We start from the raw sequence: 17,575 nt of genomic DNA on the forward strand, positions 1-17,575 counted from the left end.
AGCTTCGCGACGGCCTGTAGCTAGGTCCGCGAGATCGGATGCGGAGGTCGGTGGCGCGGAGGCGGCCCCTGCTTCGCGACGGCCTGTAGCTAGGTCCGCGAGATCGGATGCGGAGGTCGGTGGCGCGGAGGCGGCCCCTGCTTCGCGACGGCCTGTAGCTAGGTCTGCGAGATCGGATGCGGAGGTCGGTGGCGAGGGCGCGGTGCCTGGTTCGCAGCGACGTCTGGTCGGGTCTGGGCGAGTGGCTGCGGGAGTTGGTGGTGCGGAGGCGGCCCCTGCTTCCAGACGGCGTGTGGCTAAGTCCGCCGGATCGGTTGCGGAGATCAGTGGCGAGGGCGCGGTTCCCGTTTCGCAGCAACGCCTGGTCGAGCCTGGGCGAGCGGGTGCGGAGGTTGGTGGCGCGGAGGCGGCGCCTGTTTCGCGACGGCGTGTTCCCAAGCCCCCCGGATTGGCTGCGGAGGTTGGTGCCGCGAAGGCGGCCTCTACTACGCGACGGCGGGTGGCCAGCTCTGCGAGACCGGACGCGGAGGCTGCTGACGAGGGGGCGGTGCCCGGTCCGCGGCGGGTAGTTGGGTCTGTGCGATCGAATGCAGAGGTTGGTGGCGAGGGCGTGCCCCCTGCGTCGAGTCGCCGGCTGACCAAGCCCGCGCCGTCGGATGCGAAGGCGATTGTCGAGGCCACAGCCCCTGCTTCGCCGCGGCGCGTGACCAGCTCCACGGGACCCGACGCGGAGGCTGGTGGCGAGGGCGCGGTCCCTGGTTCCCGGCAGGCAGTCAGGTCCGAGCGGTCAGATGCGCAGGTTACGGGCGCGGATATGGCCCGTGGTTCGCGGCGGCGACTGGCCAGCTCCGCACGGTCGGATGGAGCGGCTGGTGGCGAGGGCGCGGCGCCTGTTTCGCGGCGGCGCGTGAATAGCTCTGCGCGGTCGGATGGGGCGGCTGGTGGCGAGGCGACAGCCCCTGCGTCGCCGCGGCGCCTGACTGGCTCCGCTGGGCCGGACGCGGAGGCTGGTGGCGAGGGGGCGGGCCCTGGTTCCCGGCAGGTAGTCAAGTCTAGGCGGTCGGATGCGGAGGTTGCGGGCGCAGATGTGGCCCCTGGTTCGCGGCGGCGGCTGGCCGGGTCTGCGCGGTCGGATGCCGCGGCTGGTGGCGAGGGCGTGGCCCCTGCTTCGCGGCGGCGCGTGACTACCTCTGGGCGGTCGGATGCCGCGGCTCGTGACGAGGGCGCGGCCGTTGCTCCGAGGCGGCGGCTGGCCAAGTCCGCGCGACCGGACGTGGACGCTGGTGCCGCGGACGCGGTCGCCGCTTCCCGGCGGCGGCTTGCCAAGCCAGAGCCAGATCGCAGCGCCGATGTGGACGTCGCGGGCGCCTCGTCCGGGCGACGCCTTCCCAAGGCCGCTCGACGAAGCGCCGTCGTCGTGGATGGTGAGGCAAGGGGCAGCGCCAGCGGACGCCAGGCCGACGCCGATGGAGAGGCTGCCACCGCTGCCACCCCGGGGCCGCGGGCCGCTGGCGCGGGCGGCGCGAAACAGCGTGGCGCGTCTAAGCAGCAACGCCGGGGCGCCGGCAACAGCCCGACTCGTGGCAAGGGCGAGTCGGGTGGATCAGATGGTGGAAGAGGATCGCGCGATTCGAGTCGAGGTTCTGCGGTGTCTGGTTCGGTTATGTGGGACGGGGAGCCGAGCGGTGCGGACCGCCGGCACACAACGGGCGACGCGGCACGTAAGCCAATGAACTCCGTGGATCGGACCGACGATCCTCGGAACGGCGGCCCCGAGCGGGGGCGGCCGTCGGTGTCGAGAGCGGCCGCTTCGTCGAAAGAAGACGCCGGTCGGCAGGCTGCGCCCGAAATGCGGCCAAAGCCCAGGAATGACGCGCGCTCCGAGGCCAGCGGCCGGTCGCCGCGACCCGGCAACAAGGGTCCGCGACCTCGGCCGGCGGAGCCGTCGCAGGTGGACGAGTCGCCCATCGAAGCTGCAGAGCCGGGCGCGAAAGGCGCCAACAAGCGCGGCGGCGTGTCAGGTTCCCGTCGCGTACCGGTGGGTGGTACGGGCTGGCCGCCGGTTGCGACGCCTCGGCGGGGTGGCTACCTGCGGCTAGTTGACGGCTTCCTGGTGTTTGTCCCTCCACACTCGGGTACCGAAAGCACCGAGGGCCCGAACGGCCGTGGCCTTGAACGGAGTTCGGCCGTAGGCTGGCCGCGCGGCAATAGCGCAGAGCGCGCGGCGGGAGTCCACTCCCCCGCGCCGGCGGACCAGACGCGCACCGCCCCGGCCGAGGCGGCCGAGGTGATATTGCCGCCGGATGCGATTGCCTCGAGCTTCGGCGAAGCCGATACACCCCGAGCGGACAGGGACGACACCGTGCATGACAACGGCAGCCACGACCCCGGCGCGACAGCACCTCATGTTTCACGTGAAACCGGGCCCGACGGTTGGGCAGTCGGCGGGCGCGCACAGGTCCCCGACCACGGCCTGCCACACCCGCGTGTCGAGAGTGGACAGAGCGGGCCGGTGAATGCCACCGCGGACGGCCCCGGGGCAGCGCCCCGCGTACCCCTGGCCGTACCATTTTCTAGCCCGGACACCGGCGCCAGTGGCGCCTATCCGGGCCGGCCAGACGTGGCTGAGCGCCCCCCGGCTCCGGCACCACGCCCACAGCCTGCCCCCAGCACGGATCGGGTCGACGTTGCCCCGCCCCGGCCCGCAGAGCCTCGGACAGACACGCCCGCCGCGGCGCCCGAGGCGATCCCGGAGGATGCGGTGACCGACGCGTACGTTTCACGTGAAACCCCGACGCGCGAAGAGGACGATCCACCGTTGGCCATGGAGGCATTGCGCGCCGTACAGATCCTGAACCCGAGCGGTGAGATCACCATGCCGCGCCCGGATCACACCAGGATCATGTGTGTCGCCAACCAAAAGGGCGGGGTGGGTAAGACCACGACCACCGTCAACCTCGCCGTCGGCCTCGCGCTGCACGGCAACCGTGTGCTGGTGGTCGACCTCGACCCGCAGGGCAACGCCTCGACCGGGCTCAACGTGCCCCACCACGCCGGCATCCCCGACGTCTACGACTGCCTGATCGACAACGTGCCGCTCTCGGACGTCGCCCAGGCCGTCGAGGGCATTCCGAACCTATGGTGCGTACCCGCGACGATCGACCTCGCCGGCGCCGAGATCGAACTCGTCTCGGTGGTCGCGCGCGAGTCCCGCCTATCCCGGGCGATCGCCGCGCACCCCGACACGTTCGACTACGTGTTCATCGACTGCCCGCCGTCGCTCGGCCTCCTGACCGTCAACGCGCTCGTCGCGGCGCAAGAGGTGCTGATCCCGATCCAGTGCGAGTACTACGCGCTGGAGGGCCTCAACCAATTGATCAACAACATCAATTTGGTACGCCAGCATCTCAACCCGACGCTCGACGTCTCGACGATTCTTTTGACCATGTACGACCGCCGTACCCGCCTGGCAGACGCCGTCGAGCAGGACGTGCGCAACCACTTCGGCGACAAGGTGCTGCGCGCTGTCATCCCCCGCAACGTCCGGGTCTCCGAGGCGCCGAGCTATGGCCAGTCGGTCATGACCTACGATCCGGGGTCGCGCGGCGCCACCAGCTACTTCGAGGCGGCCCAGGAGATCGCCGAGCGTGGTGTCAAGGGAGGCAAGGCATGAAGAACCGTCCGCGGGGCGGTCTTGGACGCGGACTCGGAGCGCTGATACCGACTGCTCCGACCCCGACTTCGTCGGTGGCGGTCGCGCCACCGCCGGCGCAGACCGAGGCGCCACCGCCTCCTCCTCCGGCCAGCGCGACGCCGGCGCCCCCACAGGTGTCGGCGCCGCCCGCCGAGGAACCGGCGCAGGCTCCGCCCGTACCCGAAGAAGCGCCTGAACCGACGCCCACGGCGGAGGTCGCCGCGCCGGTGCCGAGCGACCCTGGTCCGGACCTCGCGCCTGTTCCCGGCGCCCGCTTCGCGGAGCTGCCGGTCGACGCGATCGTGCCCAACGCGCGCCAGCCGCGGTCGGTGTTCGACGACGAGGCGCTCGACGAGCTCAAGATCTCGATCCAGGAGGTCGGCTTCCTGCAGCCGATCGTGGTACGGGAGACCGACGAAGACGGGCGCTACGAGCTCGTCATGGGCGAGCGCCGGTGGCGGGCCGCGCAGGCGGTCGGGCGCACGACCATCCCGGCGATCATTCGTGACACGCGTGACGACGCCATGCTGCGCGATGCACTGCTGGAGAACATCCACCGGGCCAACCTGAACCCGCTGGAAGAGGCGGCGGCCTACCAGCAGCTGCTCGACGAGTTCGGTGCAACGCACGAGGAGCTGGCGCGCCGGATCGGCCGGAGCCGCCCGCAGATCTCGAACACGATCCGGCTGCTCAACCTGCCGGCGGTCGTACAGCGTCGGGTTGCGGCTGGTGTCTTGTCTGCCGGGCATGCGCGGGCGCTCCTCGGCCTCGATGACGTCCAGGCGCAGGAGGACCTCGCGCACCGCGTCGTGGCCGAGGGGCTGTCGGTGCGAGCGACCGAAGAGTTGGTGACGCTGGCGCTGTCGGATGGTCCGGCCAAGGCGTCGTCGCCGGCGAAGCGGCGCGTGAAGGCGGTCGCGCCGGCTCTCACGGACCTCGCCGACCGGTTGTCAGATCGCTTCGACACGCGGGTCAAGGTCGAACTCGGGCGCAGCAAGGGCAAGATTTCGATCGAGTTCGCGACGGTCGACGACCTCGAGCGCATCGTCGGGATCATCGGGATGAACGAAGACGCTCGGTCGGAGTAAGTCTGTCTCGCTTCAACGGCCGCGAACCCCGCTCGGGTTCGCGGCCGTTTCACGTGAAACCCCCTCCACGGGTGCCAGAAGTTTTACACAGGCGTTGTCCACAGGCACCCCCGTGAAACCACGAAACCCCGTGTGGGAGGCGTTGTCAGCCTGTGGATGAACGAGTGGAGAGCGGGCCTCGACCGCCCGAAATGGGGAAGGACGGAGGCCCGCATCCTCCGATAGGGTCACCCTCGTGCCTCACTCCCCCGACTCGGTCCCCGCGTACACCAAGTGGCCCTCGTTCCCATTCGAAGGCGATCTGCGCGTCAAGAAGCTCGCTACCCCCGTCGACGCCGAGCCGCGCCGCAAGGGCGAAGACGCGGCCGACTGCGTCGCGTGCAACACCCCGGACGACGCCTACATCTGGGTGAGCGAACGCTGGCGGGTGCGGGCGATGGAGCGGCCGACCGGCCTGCCGATGGTGCTCATCCTCGAGGCCCGGTCACACCTGGACCTTGGCGACCTCCCGAACCTCCTGGCGGCCGAACTCGGGGTGATGACGGTCCGCCTGGAGCGCGCGGTGCGGTCGCTCGACGGCGTGGCTCGCGTGCACGTCAACCGGTGGGGCGACAGCTCGGCACACCTGCACATGTGGTTCCTGGCACGGCCATACGGGCAGCTTCAGCTCCGCGGCACGTTCCTGTCGCTGTGGGACGACATCCTGCCGCCCATCGCCGAGTCGGTGTGGCGGGAGAACCTGGCGTTGGTGGCGGCGTGGCTGGCCGAGTTCGGCGGTACGGCGCTTGCCGAGCCGCCGCACATCGAGTGGCAGGCGCCGTCGAGTCTTACGCCTCAGTCGGTGCCGGCCGCTGTGGCGGCCGCCATCGAGGCGGAGGCGGAGCCACTGTCGGTGGCGATCGCGGAGGCGCCTGAAGGCTCGGACAGCGCGCCGGCGGGTGAGTCGGGCCCTGCTCCGGTGGGTGTGCCTGCTCAGCCTGTCGGTGATGGGCGGGCGGCGGTCGGCGGGGCTGGCGCGGTGGGGGGCGCAGTGGGCTCGCCCGCGGTTAAGCCTGCTGGGGCTGAAAAGGAGCCGCGGCTTGAGGCGGCGGCTGCGGGGTCGGGTGGGGCTGGGCCTAATGGCGGGAACGCAGCGTCGGCGGCCGATGGGGCGAAGCGTGCTTCGGGTCCGGTCGTGGTGGCGGGCTCTGGGAATCCGGCTCAGCCGTAGGGTCTTTCGGCTCGATCAGGAGCGCACCGGGTCTTCGGACTCTGGTGCGCTCTTTGGTTTCCCGTGAAACACGGTGCGCACTTTGGTGATGGCATCGTCCGGCAGGGCACTGCGAGTGGTTGGCGTTCCCGGCTGACGCTGTCGAGCGTTGGCGAGCCTCCGGATCGCCGCACGTTGTCGGCAACGGTCAAGGGTGTGGACCGCTGGACCGCTCTCGCATGGGGGCAATGAGCGGAGGCACTAACCCGCCGCGACGGTCGGGTTTCGCCGTCGCGGTCGGGCGTTGCGGCGGGGGTCGCGGTGGCGGCGGTCGGGCGTCACGGTGGCGGTGGGTCACGGTCGGGCTCGCGGTGGCGGTTGGGCGTCGCCGTGGCGGTCGGGCGGCGGTCGGGGCGTCGCGGTCGGGCGACGCGGTAGCGGGTGGAGGTCGGGGGTCGCTGTCGGGCGTGGCGGCGGCGGCGTTCGGGCGTCGCGGTGGCGGCGGCGTTCGGGCGTCGCGGTGGCGGTGGCGTTCGGGCGTCGCGGTGGCGGTGGCGTTCGGGCGTCGCCGTGGCGGGCGGGTGGAGGTCGGGGGTCGCTGTCGGGCGTGGCGGCGGTGGCGTTCGGGCGTCGCGGTGGCGGTGGCGTTCGGGCGCCGCGGTGGCGTGGCGGTACGGGGTCGCGGTCGGGTGTCGCGGTGGCGGTCGGGTGTCGCGGTGGCAGTTGGGCCTCGCGGTCGCGGTTGGGGCTCGCGGTCGAGGTCAAGGTCGCGGTGATGGTGCGGTGAGGATCGGGCGTTGCTGTTGCTGTCGCGATTGTGATGGCCGTCGCTTTTGCCGTCGAGGTCGCCGGTCTCGTCGAGCCTCTGCGGGGTCCGGGGGTCGGGCGCACCTGCCCGGCGAGCGTCAAGGGTCTAGGACCGCCGGACACCGTTCGCGTGGGCGACATGCCGGTTACCGATCTTTCGAGCGACAGCGGTCTGATGAGCCGGTGCGAGCGCTGGCGATCGCCCGGCCTGATCTGACTAAGCCTCTTTGGCTGCGGGGTCCAGCGTGCGCTCGTCGGCGCCGGACACGGTGACCGTTTGAATCGGGCGGTTCCAGACCCGATGGTGGTGAGCTCTGCCGTTAGCTGTGTCAGTCTCCCGTGACCGGCGGGATGGGCACGTCGGGCGGCGGAGTGCGTCCGGGTCGCTATCTGACCAATTGATGGTCGGCGCGGTCGGCCCCGAGATCTAGCGTTGTCCGTTCGGTTTCCCGTGAAACAGGAAGTCCGTCCTAGGCGAGACCATTGGGCGGCACCGACCTGATCGAGCCAGGCCTTCGACGTAACGACTACTCATGGGCCAGCGGAGGCTGATGCAAGAACTGTCCACAGCCTTCCGGCCGAGGGCGAAGCGCGACGCTCGGCGCGGGCCGCACAGGCAGCGCGCGGGAAGCCCGCACCGTGGGCGGCCCCAGGCCCACAGTACGTGGCCGAAAGCTGTTTGCACGGTCTCAGCGCCGCAGTCGTTACGAAAGGTCGGCTGCCCAGTCGGTTGAGCGCCGAGCGGTGCTACGCCGGTCCGCGGGCCAGGCCGCCCTCGGCGCGCACGGTCAGGCGGCGGGGCGGGGAGGCCGTCCATACCAGGCGCCCCTCGCCGCCATAGAACAGCACCGTGGAGGCCGCCCTGAGCGTGTTCGACGCAGCACGAGTCGCTGCCGTCCGTACGTAGCTGCCTGGCAGAAGGATCGACCGAATTCGGTAGTCGCTTCTGATTGAGGCGGTGCCTGAACCGCGAAGGCGATCAGTCGCGTGGTCAGCGACGGCGCCGGGCCTAGCCTCGATCGGCCGATTGGCTTACCGCGAACGGAGGCCTATCGACGAGACGCGACGCCACTTGCCTATCCGCGGCCTCACTTTCGAGCAACTCGACGACGCGCGTCGTTTCACGTGAAACAGCAAGGTCCAGATTGCTGCGCAGGCGGCCACTCGCTCGTGATCCGTTGACCGCAACAGGTGGCAACGTTCAACGAGCCTTGGTCAATGCCCACGAGCGAACGGAACGCTTGGCCCACAGCGGCTTCACCCCCACCGCGACCCGGCACGGCGGCCGGCCGTCGGTGGTCGCCACGCTCCGCCGGCGGGTCGCCCGCGAGGGCGTGCCGGCCGGTTTGCCGACCGGGACGACGTTCACCGACACGGGACGTCCGGTGACGGAGTTCGGTGGCGAGGAGCAGGGCATGGGTCGAGATCGCGACGCAGTGGAACGATGTCTCCAGCGACGAGGTCGCCAACACGACCAACACCGGCGCGGACGCCACTGTGAGGAAGTAGGGCGCGGGCTGACGATGTACGGCCACACGAAGACGACGGCACTGCAGCTGATCGACGGCCGCGGGCGTCTCCAGGCGTTCGCGGATTGCGATGCCTCCGACGCGCGGGGCCCAGTCTGCGTGCACCCGACGACTGCGCATCAGAAGGCAGTCCATTCGTAACGAGTTCAACGCGCTTGGTTTCGACGATCCCGTCAGCCTCTGGAAATCGCTAAACGCGATCAGTGGCCGCGCCAGCCCGGCCCTCAGGCGCGAAGGGCGAGGAGATCCGGGACGGCACCGATCCGCGCGGCCACGATGGTCGAGCCCTGGCCGCCGGTTACGCGCCTCGACCGTTAACCAGGCAGCCTCCCGCGATGTGACGTGGCGACGGTGAAAGAGTCGACCGTGCTCACTGTCGCAAGACCATCTCCGGGTTGATGGATCGTGAACTGGCGAGCTCGCCGCACTCTCCAGGGCGCAGGCGCTCCTAGCGCCTTTCGGTGTGGGCAGCCCCGGGGACCACTTCGCTGCGGCGCTCGCGGCCACTGCGCGTGGGCGTTGTCGACGCCGGTGAAACTCTTCGCCTGCGGCCGGCCCAACGGTTGATACGGCCGGGACTCCCGGTTGCGCACGCGAGGTCGGGCTCCGAAAGTTTGTCGTCGCCTTCGCCGCTGATTTAACGACGCTCGCTCGCGCATCGCCGTCCCCGGGTAGCTGGATCCGTTGGAGCGGACCTCACGGAACGCCGGAGCCGTGTCTCACCGGTGACCGTTCCGATCGGAGCCTTGCTCAGTGGACGGGTAGAGGGTTTCACGTGAAACATCGGTCCCGCGCCTACGAGTCGCCGCGACCGCCGCTTCGGCAGAGCGTGGGTTGTACCGCCTCCTTGGCGATGCGTCCGCCTCATCTCCTACCGGTCGGCCGACCTGGGCGACCTAGCTACCAGAGAGCAGGAACCGCGTGCGGCGGTGGTCGACGCGTTAAGGCGCTCGGTCGCTGACAAGCCGAGGCGACCGGCAACCGCTGCAGGCGAAGGCACACGGCGGACTTCGCGAACCGCACGCCAGGACCGAAGAGGTGCAGCCCGCCCGGAGAGGCGTTGCCTCTCGGGCCTCGTGACGTAGCCGCAGACACAGTGGCGACAGCGGCGGCAGGACGGTGAAACGCGCAAGCTCGGCTCGGTGACCCACCGGACTCGATCGGCGCCTGGCCCTCGGTCCGAGCCGCATGCGCGGCCGCGTCGGCCACGACCCGGTCGTTCACCAACGTCGTCCGCTGGCGCGGTGGTGGACGGACGCCGGCTCGGCCTGCCTTGACTGCGGACTTGGAGCTACCCGGTCTTCGTGGCGGCGTCGACACCAGGAATGGCGTGGAGTCGCACCGACGTACCGCACTGAATCGACGCCGCGGCGGCCCGGCCTGATTACGTCCGACGCCGTCTGCTCGCGGTGGCAAAGGCGCGGACTGTCCCTCTGGATCCACCGAGACGAGACACCGCTAGCGAATCCTGCCGACTCCCGGCCGCGATCCGAGCGTCGCTGCCACTCGCCCTCAGCGTCCTCGCCTCTGCCTTCTCCACGGAAGTGTCACGACCGGCACCGCTACCGCAGGCCACCGTCAGCAACGCGCCAGGTGCGGTCGCTCTCTGAAGACGGCGACGGCGGTCGGCCGCGGCCCTGCGCGAAGCACCGCACCGCAAGCACATGCATCCAACACGCAAGACCTGTGTCGCGGATGACCCTCGCAGCCCGCTGGCGCATCGCGTCCCACAATCCTCAGGCCACCCCACCCGTGATCACGAGAAACCACGTTCGGCCGCTGACCTCTGCCGGCGGATGGAGGAGGCGATCTACGTCTATGGCGGGCGGGACTGGGAACAGAGCCCCACATCGCCAAAACCCGTTTCACGTGAAACGAAGGAGCCTCAGAATCTGAGGATGCGGATACGAGACGCGCGGTCCGACGATCTCGCGCGGCTACGAGAGATCGAGCGCTCCGCCGGCGAACTGTTCCGCGCGATCGGCATGCCAGAGATCGCCGACGACGACCCACCATCGTCCGCCGAGCTCACCCACTACCAACGCGCCGGCGTCGCCTGGGTCGCTACCACCGAGGCCGACGAGGTGGTCGCCTACCTCTTCGCGGAACCGCTCGACGGCAATCTCCACCTAGAGCAGCTCTCCGTACACCAGAACCACGCCCGGCAGGGAATCGGCCGTAAGCTGATCACCCACGCCGCGCAACACGCGGCTGGCAAGAACATGCCGGGCCTCACGCTGACGACGTTCCGGGACGTCCCATGGAACGCCCCGTACTACGAGCGCTGCGGCTTCCACACCCTCGGAGAGCAGGAAATCGGCCCAGGCCTGCGAGCCAGACGCGAACAGGAAGCCGCCCACGGCCTTGCCCGCTGGCCGCGCGTGTGCATGCGCAGACCCACGACCTAGCTCAGGGAAGCCCGCCCCGCCGATCGCGACACCATCGCCGCGAGAACCTTGCCGAAGTCCAACCCAGCGGCCTGGATCGCCATCGGCATCAACGACGTCTCCGTCATCCCCGGGGCGACGTTGACCTCGAGAACATGCGGCGCACCGAACTCGTCGACGATCATGTCGACGCGCGACAGGTCACGCAGACCCAGTGCGTTGTGTGCCGCCACCGCCGTCTCGGCGACCACGGCCGCGGCCGACTCGTCTAGGCGCGCCGGCGTGTGCCACGTGGTCAGCCCGGCCGTGTAGCGCGCCGCGTAGTCGTACACCCCATTGCGCGGCACGATCTCAACAGCGGGCAGCGCCTGGGGCCCGTCGCCAAGGTCGATCACGGTGACCGCGACGTCCATGCCGGTGACATAACGCTCGACCAGCGCGGTGGAGTCATAGGCGAAGCAACCCACCATCGCCGCCGGGAGGGAGCCTTCGTCACGCACGACGGCCGCGCCCAGGCCGGAACCGCCCTGGGCCGGCTTGACCATCAACGGCAGCCCCAACCGCGACGCGATGCGCTCCAGCACCGCGACGGCGCCCAACTCGGAGAACCGGTCATGCGGCAACGCCACCCAATCGGGTGTCGGGATGCCGGCCTCGCGCAGCACCGCCTTCGCCGACGGCTTGTCCCACGCGAGCCGGGACGCGAGCGCGTCGCAGCCGACGTAGGGCACGTCGCACAGGTCAAGGACACCGCGCAACGAGCCGTCTTCGCCCGTCGCCCCGTGCAGGGCGATCACCACCGCGTCCGGCGGATCGGAACGCAGCGCCGGCAGCAACGACACGTCGGCGTCGCGCTGCTGGGCGTCGATGCCGGCCGCGCGTAGCGCGTCGATCACCCGACGACCGGACTTCAGTGAGACATCCCGTTCGTAGGACAACCCGCCGGCAAGGACGAGGACGCGCAGATCGGTGCCGCTCATAAGTCAGATCATGCCAAGTCGGGACCGGGGGTGTCGGATCCGGCCTGCCCACGGCGGCGGTTGGCCACGGCGCTGATGGCACCGAACACCTGCCGCATGGCCAGGTCCTGCTCCATCACCCCGGCGAGCCGTCGGACGCCCTCGCGGATCCGCTCCGGCGCCGGGAACGAGAAGTTGAGCCGCATGTTGCTGCCGCCGGTGCCGTCTGCGTAGAAGCCGGTGCCGGGAACGTAGGCGACCCGGGCCGCGATCGCCCGCGGCATCATCGCCTTCGAGTCGAGGCCGGGTGGCAGGGTCGCCCAGACGAACAGGCCGCCAGTTGGGCGGGTCCAGGTCGTACCTTCGGGCATCAGGTCGGTGAGCGCCTCCAGCAGCGCGTCGCGGCGCTCCCGGTAGACCTCGCGGTAGGTCTTTATCTGCTCGCGCCACGGCATCGTCGACAGGTAGGTGGTCACCGCCGCCTGCGCGAACGCGCTCGGGCACAGGATCTGCGACTCAGAGGCGATCACGAGCTTCTCGCGTACGGCGTGCGGCGCCAAGATCCAGCCGACCCGCAGGCCGGGGGCGAACGTCTTGGAGAACGTCGAAAGGTAGAAGACACCTTCGCGTCGCCGGGCACGCAGCGGCGCGGGCGCCTCGCCGTCGAAGGAGAGTTGCCCATAGGGGTCGTCTTCGACCACCAGCAGGCCGGCCCGCTCGCAGATGTCGAGCACCTGGTCGCGCCGCTCGTCGGTCAACGTGACGCCGGCCGGGTTCTGGTAGGTCGGGATCGTGTAGAGGAACTTCGCCCGCCGCCCGGAGCGGGCGACGTCGGCGATCGCGGCCTCCAGGGCCGACGGGATCAGCCCGTCGTCGTCCATCGCTACGTGCACGACGTGGGCCTGCGCGGCCTGAAAGGCGCCCAGCGCACCGACGTAGGTCGGCCCCTCGGCCAGCACCACGTCGCCGGGGTCGAGAAAGAGCCGGGACACAAGATCGAGGGCCTGCTGGCCCCCGACGGTGACGACGACATCGTCCGGCGAAGCGCCGGCGGCTGCGTCGATGCCGGAGAGCGCCATCACCTCGCAGATCCGCTCGCGCAATTCGGGTGTGCCCTGCCCGATCCCGTATTGCAGCGTGCTGGTCCCATGATCAGCGGCGAGGCTGCCGAGCATCTCCCCGACGGCGTCGAGCGGAAGCGCGGCGATGTAGGGAGCACCACCGGCGAGCGAGACGACCTCGGGGCGGCTGGCGACGGCGAACAGAGCTCGAATCTCCGATGCCGTCATGCCGCGCACCCGCCGCGCATAGCGGTCGGTATAGTCGTCGAGCGTCGTCCCGGTCATGCCCTACCTCGCCTTCGGGCTCTGCTGGTTGGTTGATGGTAGACCGAGGGCCCGATAGCCACCTTCGGGTTACCGGCGGGCAGTCCATATCGCGGAATCCAGGGTCCTCCGGCAGGTCAGCGCCGCGACCCGCGATGTCCGACCTCTCCCGTCCTGCACGGTTCCGGCGTACGATCGCTGGTTGGGGCAGGCGGGCGGCACGCGACTTCCACCGTGCTCCGATAACCGTGAATTAGGCAACCGAGCGGTTTTCGAGGTTCCGCAATGTCACGTCGCCTGGTCAGTCTCACCCTGGACACCCTGGAAGACCTGCCGCGCCCCTGCCGGCAATGCGTCTATTGGGAGCTCGATCCGGTATCAGCCGAGCGCGCCTGTGCCGCCGGCGACCCGGGCCTGGAAAAGGAGGCCTGGGTCTCGCAGACCCTCCTGGAATGGGGCTCCTGCGGCAAGCTGATCTACGTCGACGGCATGCCGGCCGGCTTCGTGCTGTTCGCCCCGCCGGCGTACGTCCCACGTTCGATGGCGTTCCCCACCTCCCCGGTCTCGGCCGACGCCGCCCTGTTGATGAACGCCCACGTGGTCGCCGCCTTCGCCGGGGGCGGCCTGGGCCGGATGCTGGTCCAGGGCGTGGCGCGCGACCTGGTCAAACGCGGCATAAAGGCAATAGAGGCCTTCGGCGACGCAAAGTTCGGTGACCTCCCCGACGAGCCAGGCTGCCTGGCCCCCGCCGATTTCTTCCTTTCCGTCGGCTTCAAAACGGTCCGCCCGCATCCGCGCTATCCGCGACTCCGCCTCGAACTGCGCACCGCACTCTCGTGGAAGTCCGACGTCGAATACGCCCTGGAGAAGCTCCTCGGCTCGATGAGCCCGGAAAGCATCCTGCGGCCTGTCCGCCCGGCAACAAGGGCGAGCAACAGCTGAAACGGGAACATCCCAAAACTGTCCCGGGTCCGTCGGCGAAACGACGTCGCTCCCGCCGGGGACCACCGCTGACGCGTCGCTACCAGGGCCACGCGACTGCGCCGCCGTCTGGTCCTGGCAACGGAGGCGTTGACGCGGGTTGCGGCAACAGGGGTGTTGACCGCGGGTTGCGGCAACGGGAGTGTTGACCCCGGCTTGCGGCAACCGGGGTGTTGACCGCGGCTTGCGGCAACGGGAGTGTTGACTGCGGGTTGCGGCAACGGTCGGCGACCGGTTGCGGGCCGGGACGTCGGGGTTGAGGCCGTGACCGTGTGGTTGCCGCAACCGCTGCCGCGGACGGGTACCACAGGACGCTTGAGGGGGGTTGCCGCATCGTTGCAGTTGCGGCAATGGGTGTCGCGGCGACGCACTCCGCGACCCGGTCGCTGGCGTCCGTGCCGCCTGCACGGTTGCGGCGCCGGCCGAGATGCCCTCGTCCGCGTGCTTGCCGCAACGGCTGTCGCCGAGGGGGCACCCTCCGCTTGAGGGGTCGGCGCATCGTTGCAGTGCGGCAATGGGCATCGCGGTGACGCCACCACGCGACCCGGTTTCTGGCGTCCGTGCCGGCGGCACCGTTGCGGCAACGGCTGGGGACCCCAGCGAAGGAGTTGCTGGCGTCCGTGCGTTGCGGCAACGGCTGGGAACCCTAGCGAGAAGGTTGCTGACCCCGCGTGCCGGCGGCACCGTTGCGGCAACGGCTGGCGACACCAGCGAAGAAGTTGTTGGCGTGCTCAGCCGGAAGGTGTCGCATCGTTGCGGCAACGGCCTCTGTGGGGGCGCGTTGAGTCCGCACCGGCGACCGACAACCAGAACCGTGGAGCGGTCACGCCGGCGCCGCGGCGGCGGCGATCGCGGCGCGGAGTTCACGCACGTCGATCGAGCCGGTAGGCACGTCCTGGTCGATCGGGTAGTACATCCGCTGCACGGCGGCGACCACCGCCTCGACCACCTGGTCGCGGAATCGGGGATCGACCAGCTTGGCCCGGTCCTGCGGCGAAGTCAGATAACCAACCTCGACCCGCACCGCCGGCATCTTGGTCAACCGCAGCAGCTCCCACGTCTTCGCGTGGGTCTGGCAGTTGCGCAAGCCGGTACGCACGACGATCTCGCGCTGCACCAGCCCGGCCAGCCGCTCACCCACCGTCGACGCGGCGCCGTGGTTGGTGCCGTAGTGGTAGGTCGCCACGCCGTCGGCCTCGGGGTTGGCGTGGCCGTCGATGTGCAGCGAGATGAACAGGTCGCCGCCCAGCTCGTTGGCCAACTGCGCCCGCTCCAGGTCAGTCAGCTCGCCGGACGGGGCCGGGCCGCGGGTCAGGTGGACCCGCATTCCGGCGGCCGCGAGCCGGCCCTCGAGCCGGGCCGCCATGTCATAGGCCAACTCGGCCTCGGTCCAGCGCAGCGCGCCCTCGGGCACCACCACACCGGGGTCAGGGCCGCCGTGGCCGGGGTCGACGATCACGGTCTTGCCAACCAGGTTGGGGCCCGAGTGGCGGAACGCGTCGGACTCGCGCAGCCACTGCGGTCGACCGCCGATGACCTTGCGGCCGAGGCGGCGCAGGGCGTGCATGGTCTGTGGGCCGCAGGCGCCGTCGGGGGCGAGCCCGACCTCGCGCTGGAACTGGGCCACCGCCCGGGCCGTGCGGGCGCCGTAGACACTGTCTGCGCGGCCGACGTCGTACCCCATCTCGAGCAGTCGCTCTTGCAGGGTTCGGACGTCTTCGCCGGTCAGCGGGTCGGGGATGGCCTGGTAGAGGGTGCGTGAGCCGAGCCGCCAACGGGCCGCGACCAGCGCGCGCCAGGTCTCGGCACCGACCGCTCCGTCAACGCTGAGGCCACGGCCCTGCTGGAACGCCCGCACCGCCCGCTCGGTCGCCTCGTCGAAGTCGGTGGACTCGAACTCCTCGCCCGGCGAGGTGGCGTGTGCGCCCGGGATCAACCCGAGGCCGACGAGGATGCCTCGGATCTCGGTAACCGCGGGACCACGGTCTCCACGTCGGACAACACGCACGGACTACCTCCTCCGGGTGACACGAGCCGCGCTCCCGGAGCCTATCGTGGCTGCCTGGCCAGGGCCGGAAGGATCAGGAGACGGCGGGCACACACGACGCGGCCCCCGCATCCGGTGGGTGCGGGGGCCGTCGCGAAACGTGAATCAGAAGGCCGACTCGATGAGTTTGACCAGGTCACCCTTCGGGCGTGCGCCGGCGACCGACTGCACCGGCTCGCCGCCCCTGAAGACGGTCAGGGTCGGGACCGACATCACGCGGTACGCGCGGGCCGTCTCCGGGTTTTCGTCGATGTTGAGCTTGACGATGCGGACCTTGTCGCCCATCTCGTTGGCGATCTCTTCGAGAAGTGGCTCAACCTTGCGGCACGGCGCGCACCACTCGGCCCAGAAGTCGACGAGCACGGGTGTGTCCGCCTGCAGGACATCGTTGACGAAGTTGGCGTCCGTCACCGATTTGGTTGCTCCCACTTGAAAACCCTCCTCCGGGCCAACGAATGCTGAATTGAGTATGTAGTTTCCGGGTACGCCCGGCGGCATGTCGTGTCCGGACTCACGCCCAGCCGAAGATCAGACCTCGAGCGCGGCGATGAACCGCTCGGCGTCGAGCGCCGCCGACGTGCCCGTGCCGGCCGCGGTGATCGCCTGCCGGTAGGTGTGGTCGACCAGGTCGCCGGCCGCGAACACGCCCGGGAGGCTGGTGTGCGTGGTCGGCGCGGCCACCTTGACGTAGCCGTTCTCGTCCATGTCGATCTGGCCGCGGAACAGGTCGCTGCGCGGGTCGTGGCCGATCGCCACGAAGACGCCCGCGACCTTGAGCTCCTTGACCTGGTTGTGGTGGACGTTGTGCACCTTGACGCCGGTGACCTTGCCGTCTTCGCCGAGCACCTCGGTGACGATCGAGTTCCACTCGACCTTGATCTTGGGGTTGCTCAGCGCGCGCTGCGCCATGATCTTGCTGGCCCGGAACGAGTCGCGGCGGTGGATGATCGTCACGCTGGCCGCGAAGCGGGTGAGGAAGCTGGCCTCCTCCATCGCCGAGTCGCCGCCGCCGACGACCACGATGTCCTGGCCGCGGAAGAAGAAACCGTCACAGGTGGCACACGACGAGACGCCGTGACCGAGGAATTCCTGCTCGCCGGGCACGTTGAGCGGGCGCCAAGCCGACCCGGTGGCCAGGATGACCGCCTTGGCCCGGTAGACCGTCTCGCCCACGTAGACCGCCTGGGTCACGCCGGAGCCGAGTTGCCCGCTGTCGGCGAGCTCGACCCGGGTCACGTCGTCGGTCAGAAACTCGGCACCGAACCGCTCGGCCTGCTTGCGCATGGCGTCCATCAGTTCGGGGCCCAGGATGCCGTCGGGGAAGCCGGGGAAGTTCTCCACCTCTGTGGTGGTCATCAGCGCGCCACCCGACTGCACACCCTCGATCAACAGGGGGTTCAGGTTGGCGCGGGCGGCGTAGACCGCGGCCGTGTAACCGGCCGGACCGGAGCCGATGATGATCAAGTTGCGGACGTCGTCCACTGCCGTCTCCCGAAGATATGCGTTGCTCGCACCAGGCAGAACGTCATGGTACGAGCCGCGGATTCCCGTGCGTGGACAACCTCACGC

Annotated in this window: 10 protein-coding genes; 5 read left to right on the top strand and 5 right to left on the bottom strand. The window is 70.0% G+C overall.

The window, feature by feature from the left end:
- The first annotated feature begins 2,557 nt into the window (after nt 1-2,557).
- From AB0J74_RS23795 to AB0J74_RS23810, 4 genes are all read left to right on the top strand, one after another.
- On the top strand, nt 2,558-3,673 hold the full coding sequence (locus AB0J74_RS23795; RefSeq protein WP_363451733.1) for an AAA family ATPase: 1,116 nt from the start codon (nt 2,558-2,560) through the stop codon (nt 3,671-3,673).
- Nucleotides 3,670-4,782: a ParB/RepB/Spo0J family partition protein gene (locus AB0J74_RS23800; RefSeq protein WP_363451411.1), complete on the top strand. Its 1,113-nt coding sequence runs from the start codon at nt 3,670-3,672 to the stop codon at nt 4,780-4,782. The genes AB0J74_RS23795 and AB0J74_RS23800 overlap by 4 nt, the downstream gene beginning before the upstream one ends.
- Before the next feature lie 235 nt (nt 4,783-5,017).
- Complete coding sequence (locus AB0J74_RS23805; RefSeq protein ID WP_363451413.1) at nt 5,018-5,992, top strand: hypothetical protein; 975 nt, start codon at nt 5,018-5,020, stop codon at nt 5,990-5,992.
- Nucleotides 5,993-10,205: 4,213 nt separating this feature from the next.
- On the top strand, nt 10,206-10,715 hold the full coding sequence (locus AB0J74_RS23810; RefSeq protein WP_363451415.1) for a GNAT family N-acetyltransferase: 510 nt from the start codon (nt 10,206-10,208) through the stop codon (nt 10,713-10,715).
- Here AB0J74_RS23810 and AB0J74_RS23815 read toward each other — a convergent pair.
- Both AB0J74_RS23815 and AB0J74_RS23820 read right to left on the bottom strand, forming a co-directional pair.
- A complete protein-coding gene (locus tag AB0J74_RS23815; protein WP_363451417.1) occupies nt 10,712-11,674 on the bottom strand; it encodes a D-alanine--D-alanine ligase in 963 nt (320 codons plus the stop codon). The genes AB0J74_RS23810 and AB0J74_RS23815 overlap by 4 nt on opposite strands.
- 8 nt (nt 11,675-11,682) lie before the next feature.
- Complete coding sequence (locus AB0J74_RS23820) at nt 11,683-12,999, bottom strand: PLP-dependent aminotransferase family protein (protein ID WP_363451419.1); 1,317 nt, start codon at nt 12,997-12,999, stop codon at nt 11,683-11,685.
- A 264-nt stretch (nt 13,000-13,263) separates the two neighbouring features.
- Between AB0J74_RS23820 and AB0J74_RS23825 the strand changes: the two genes are divergently transcribed.
- Nucleotides 13,264-13,920 carry a GNAT family N-acetyltransferase gene (locus tag AB0J74_RS23825; protein WP_363451421.1) on the top strand — a complete coding sequence of 219 codons (657 nt, stop codon included), beginning with the start codon at nt 13,264-13,266 and terminating at the stop codon, nt 13,918-13,920.
- An 862-nt stretch (nt 13,921-14,782) separates the two neighbouring features.
- Here the strand turns inward: AB0J74_RS23825 and AB0J74_RS23830 are convergent.
- The 3 genes from AB0J74_RS23830 to trxB all read right to left on the bottom strand — a co-directional run bounded on the left by AB0J74_RS23830 (nt 14,783) and on the right by trxB (nt 17,488).
- Nucleotides 14,783-15,967: an N-acetylmuramoyl-L-alanine amidase gene (locus AB0J74_RS23830; protein ID WP_363451423.1), complete on the bottom strand. Its 1,185-nt coding sequence runs from the start codon at nt 15,965-15,967 to the stop codon at nt 14,783-14,785.
- 144 nt (nt 15,968-16,111) lie between these two features.
- Nucleotides 16,112-16,435, bottom strand: coding sequence for a thioredoxin (gene trxA / locus AB0J74_RS23835; RefSeq protein WP_363451425.1), 324 nt, complete (start codon nt 16,433-16,435; stop codon nt 16,112-16,114).
- Between the two features lie 99 nt (nt 16,436-16,534).
- On the bottom strand, nt 16,535-17,488 hold the full coding sequence (gene trxB / locus AB0J74_RS23840) for a thioredoxin-disulfide reductase (protein ID WP_363451427.1): 954 nt from the start codon (nt 17,486-17,488) through the stop codon (nt 16,535-16,537).
- Nucleotides 17,489-17,575 lie beyond the last annotated feature (87 nt).

It is taken from the genome of Asanoa sp. NPDC049573 (genome assembly GCF_040676615.1).
Classification (GTDB): Bacteria; Actinomycetota; Actinomycetes; order Mycobacteriales; family Micromonosporaceae; genus Asanoa.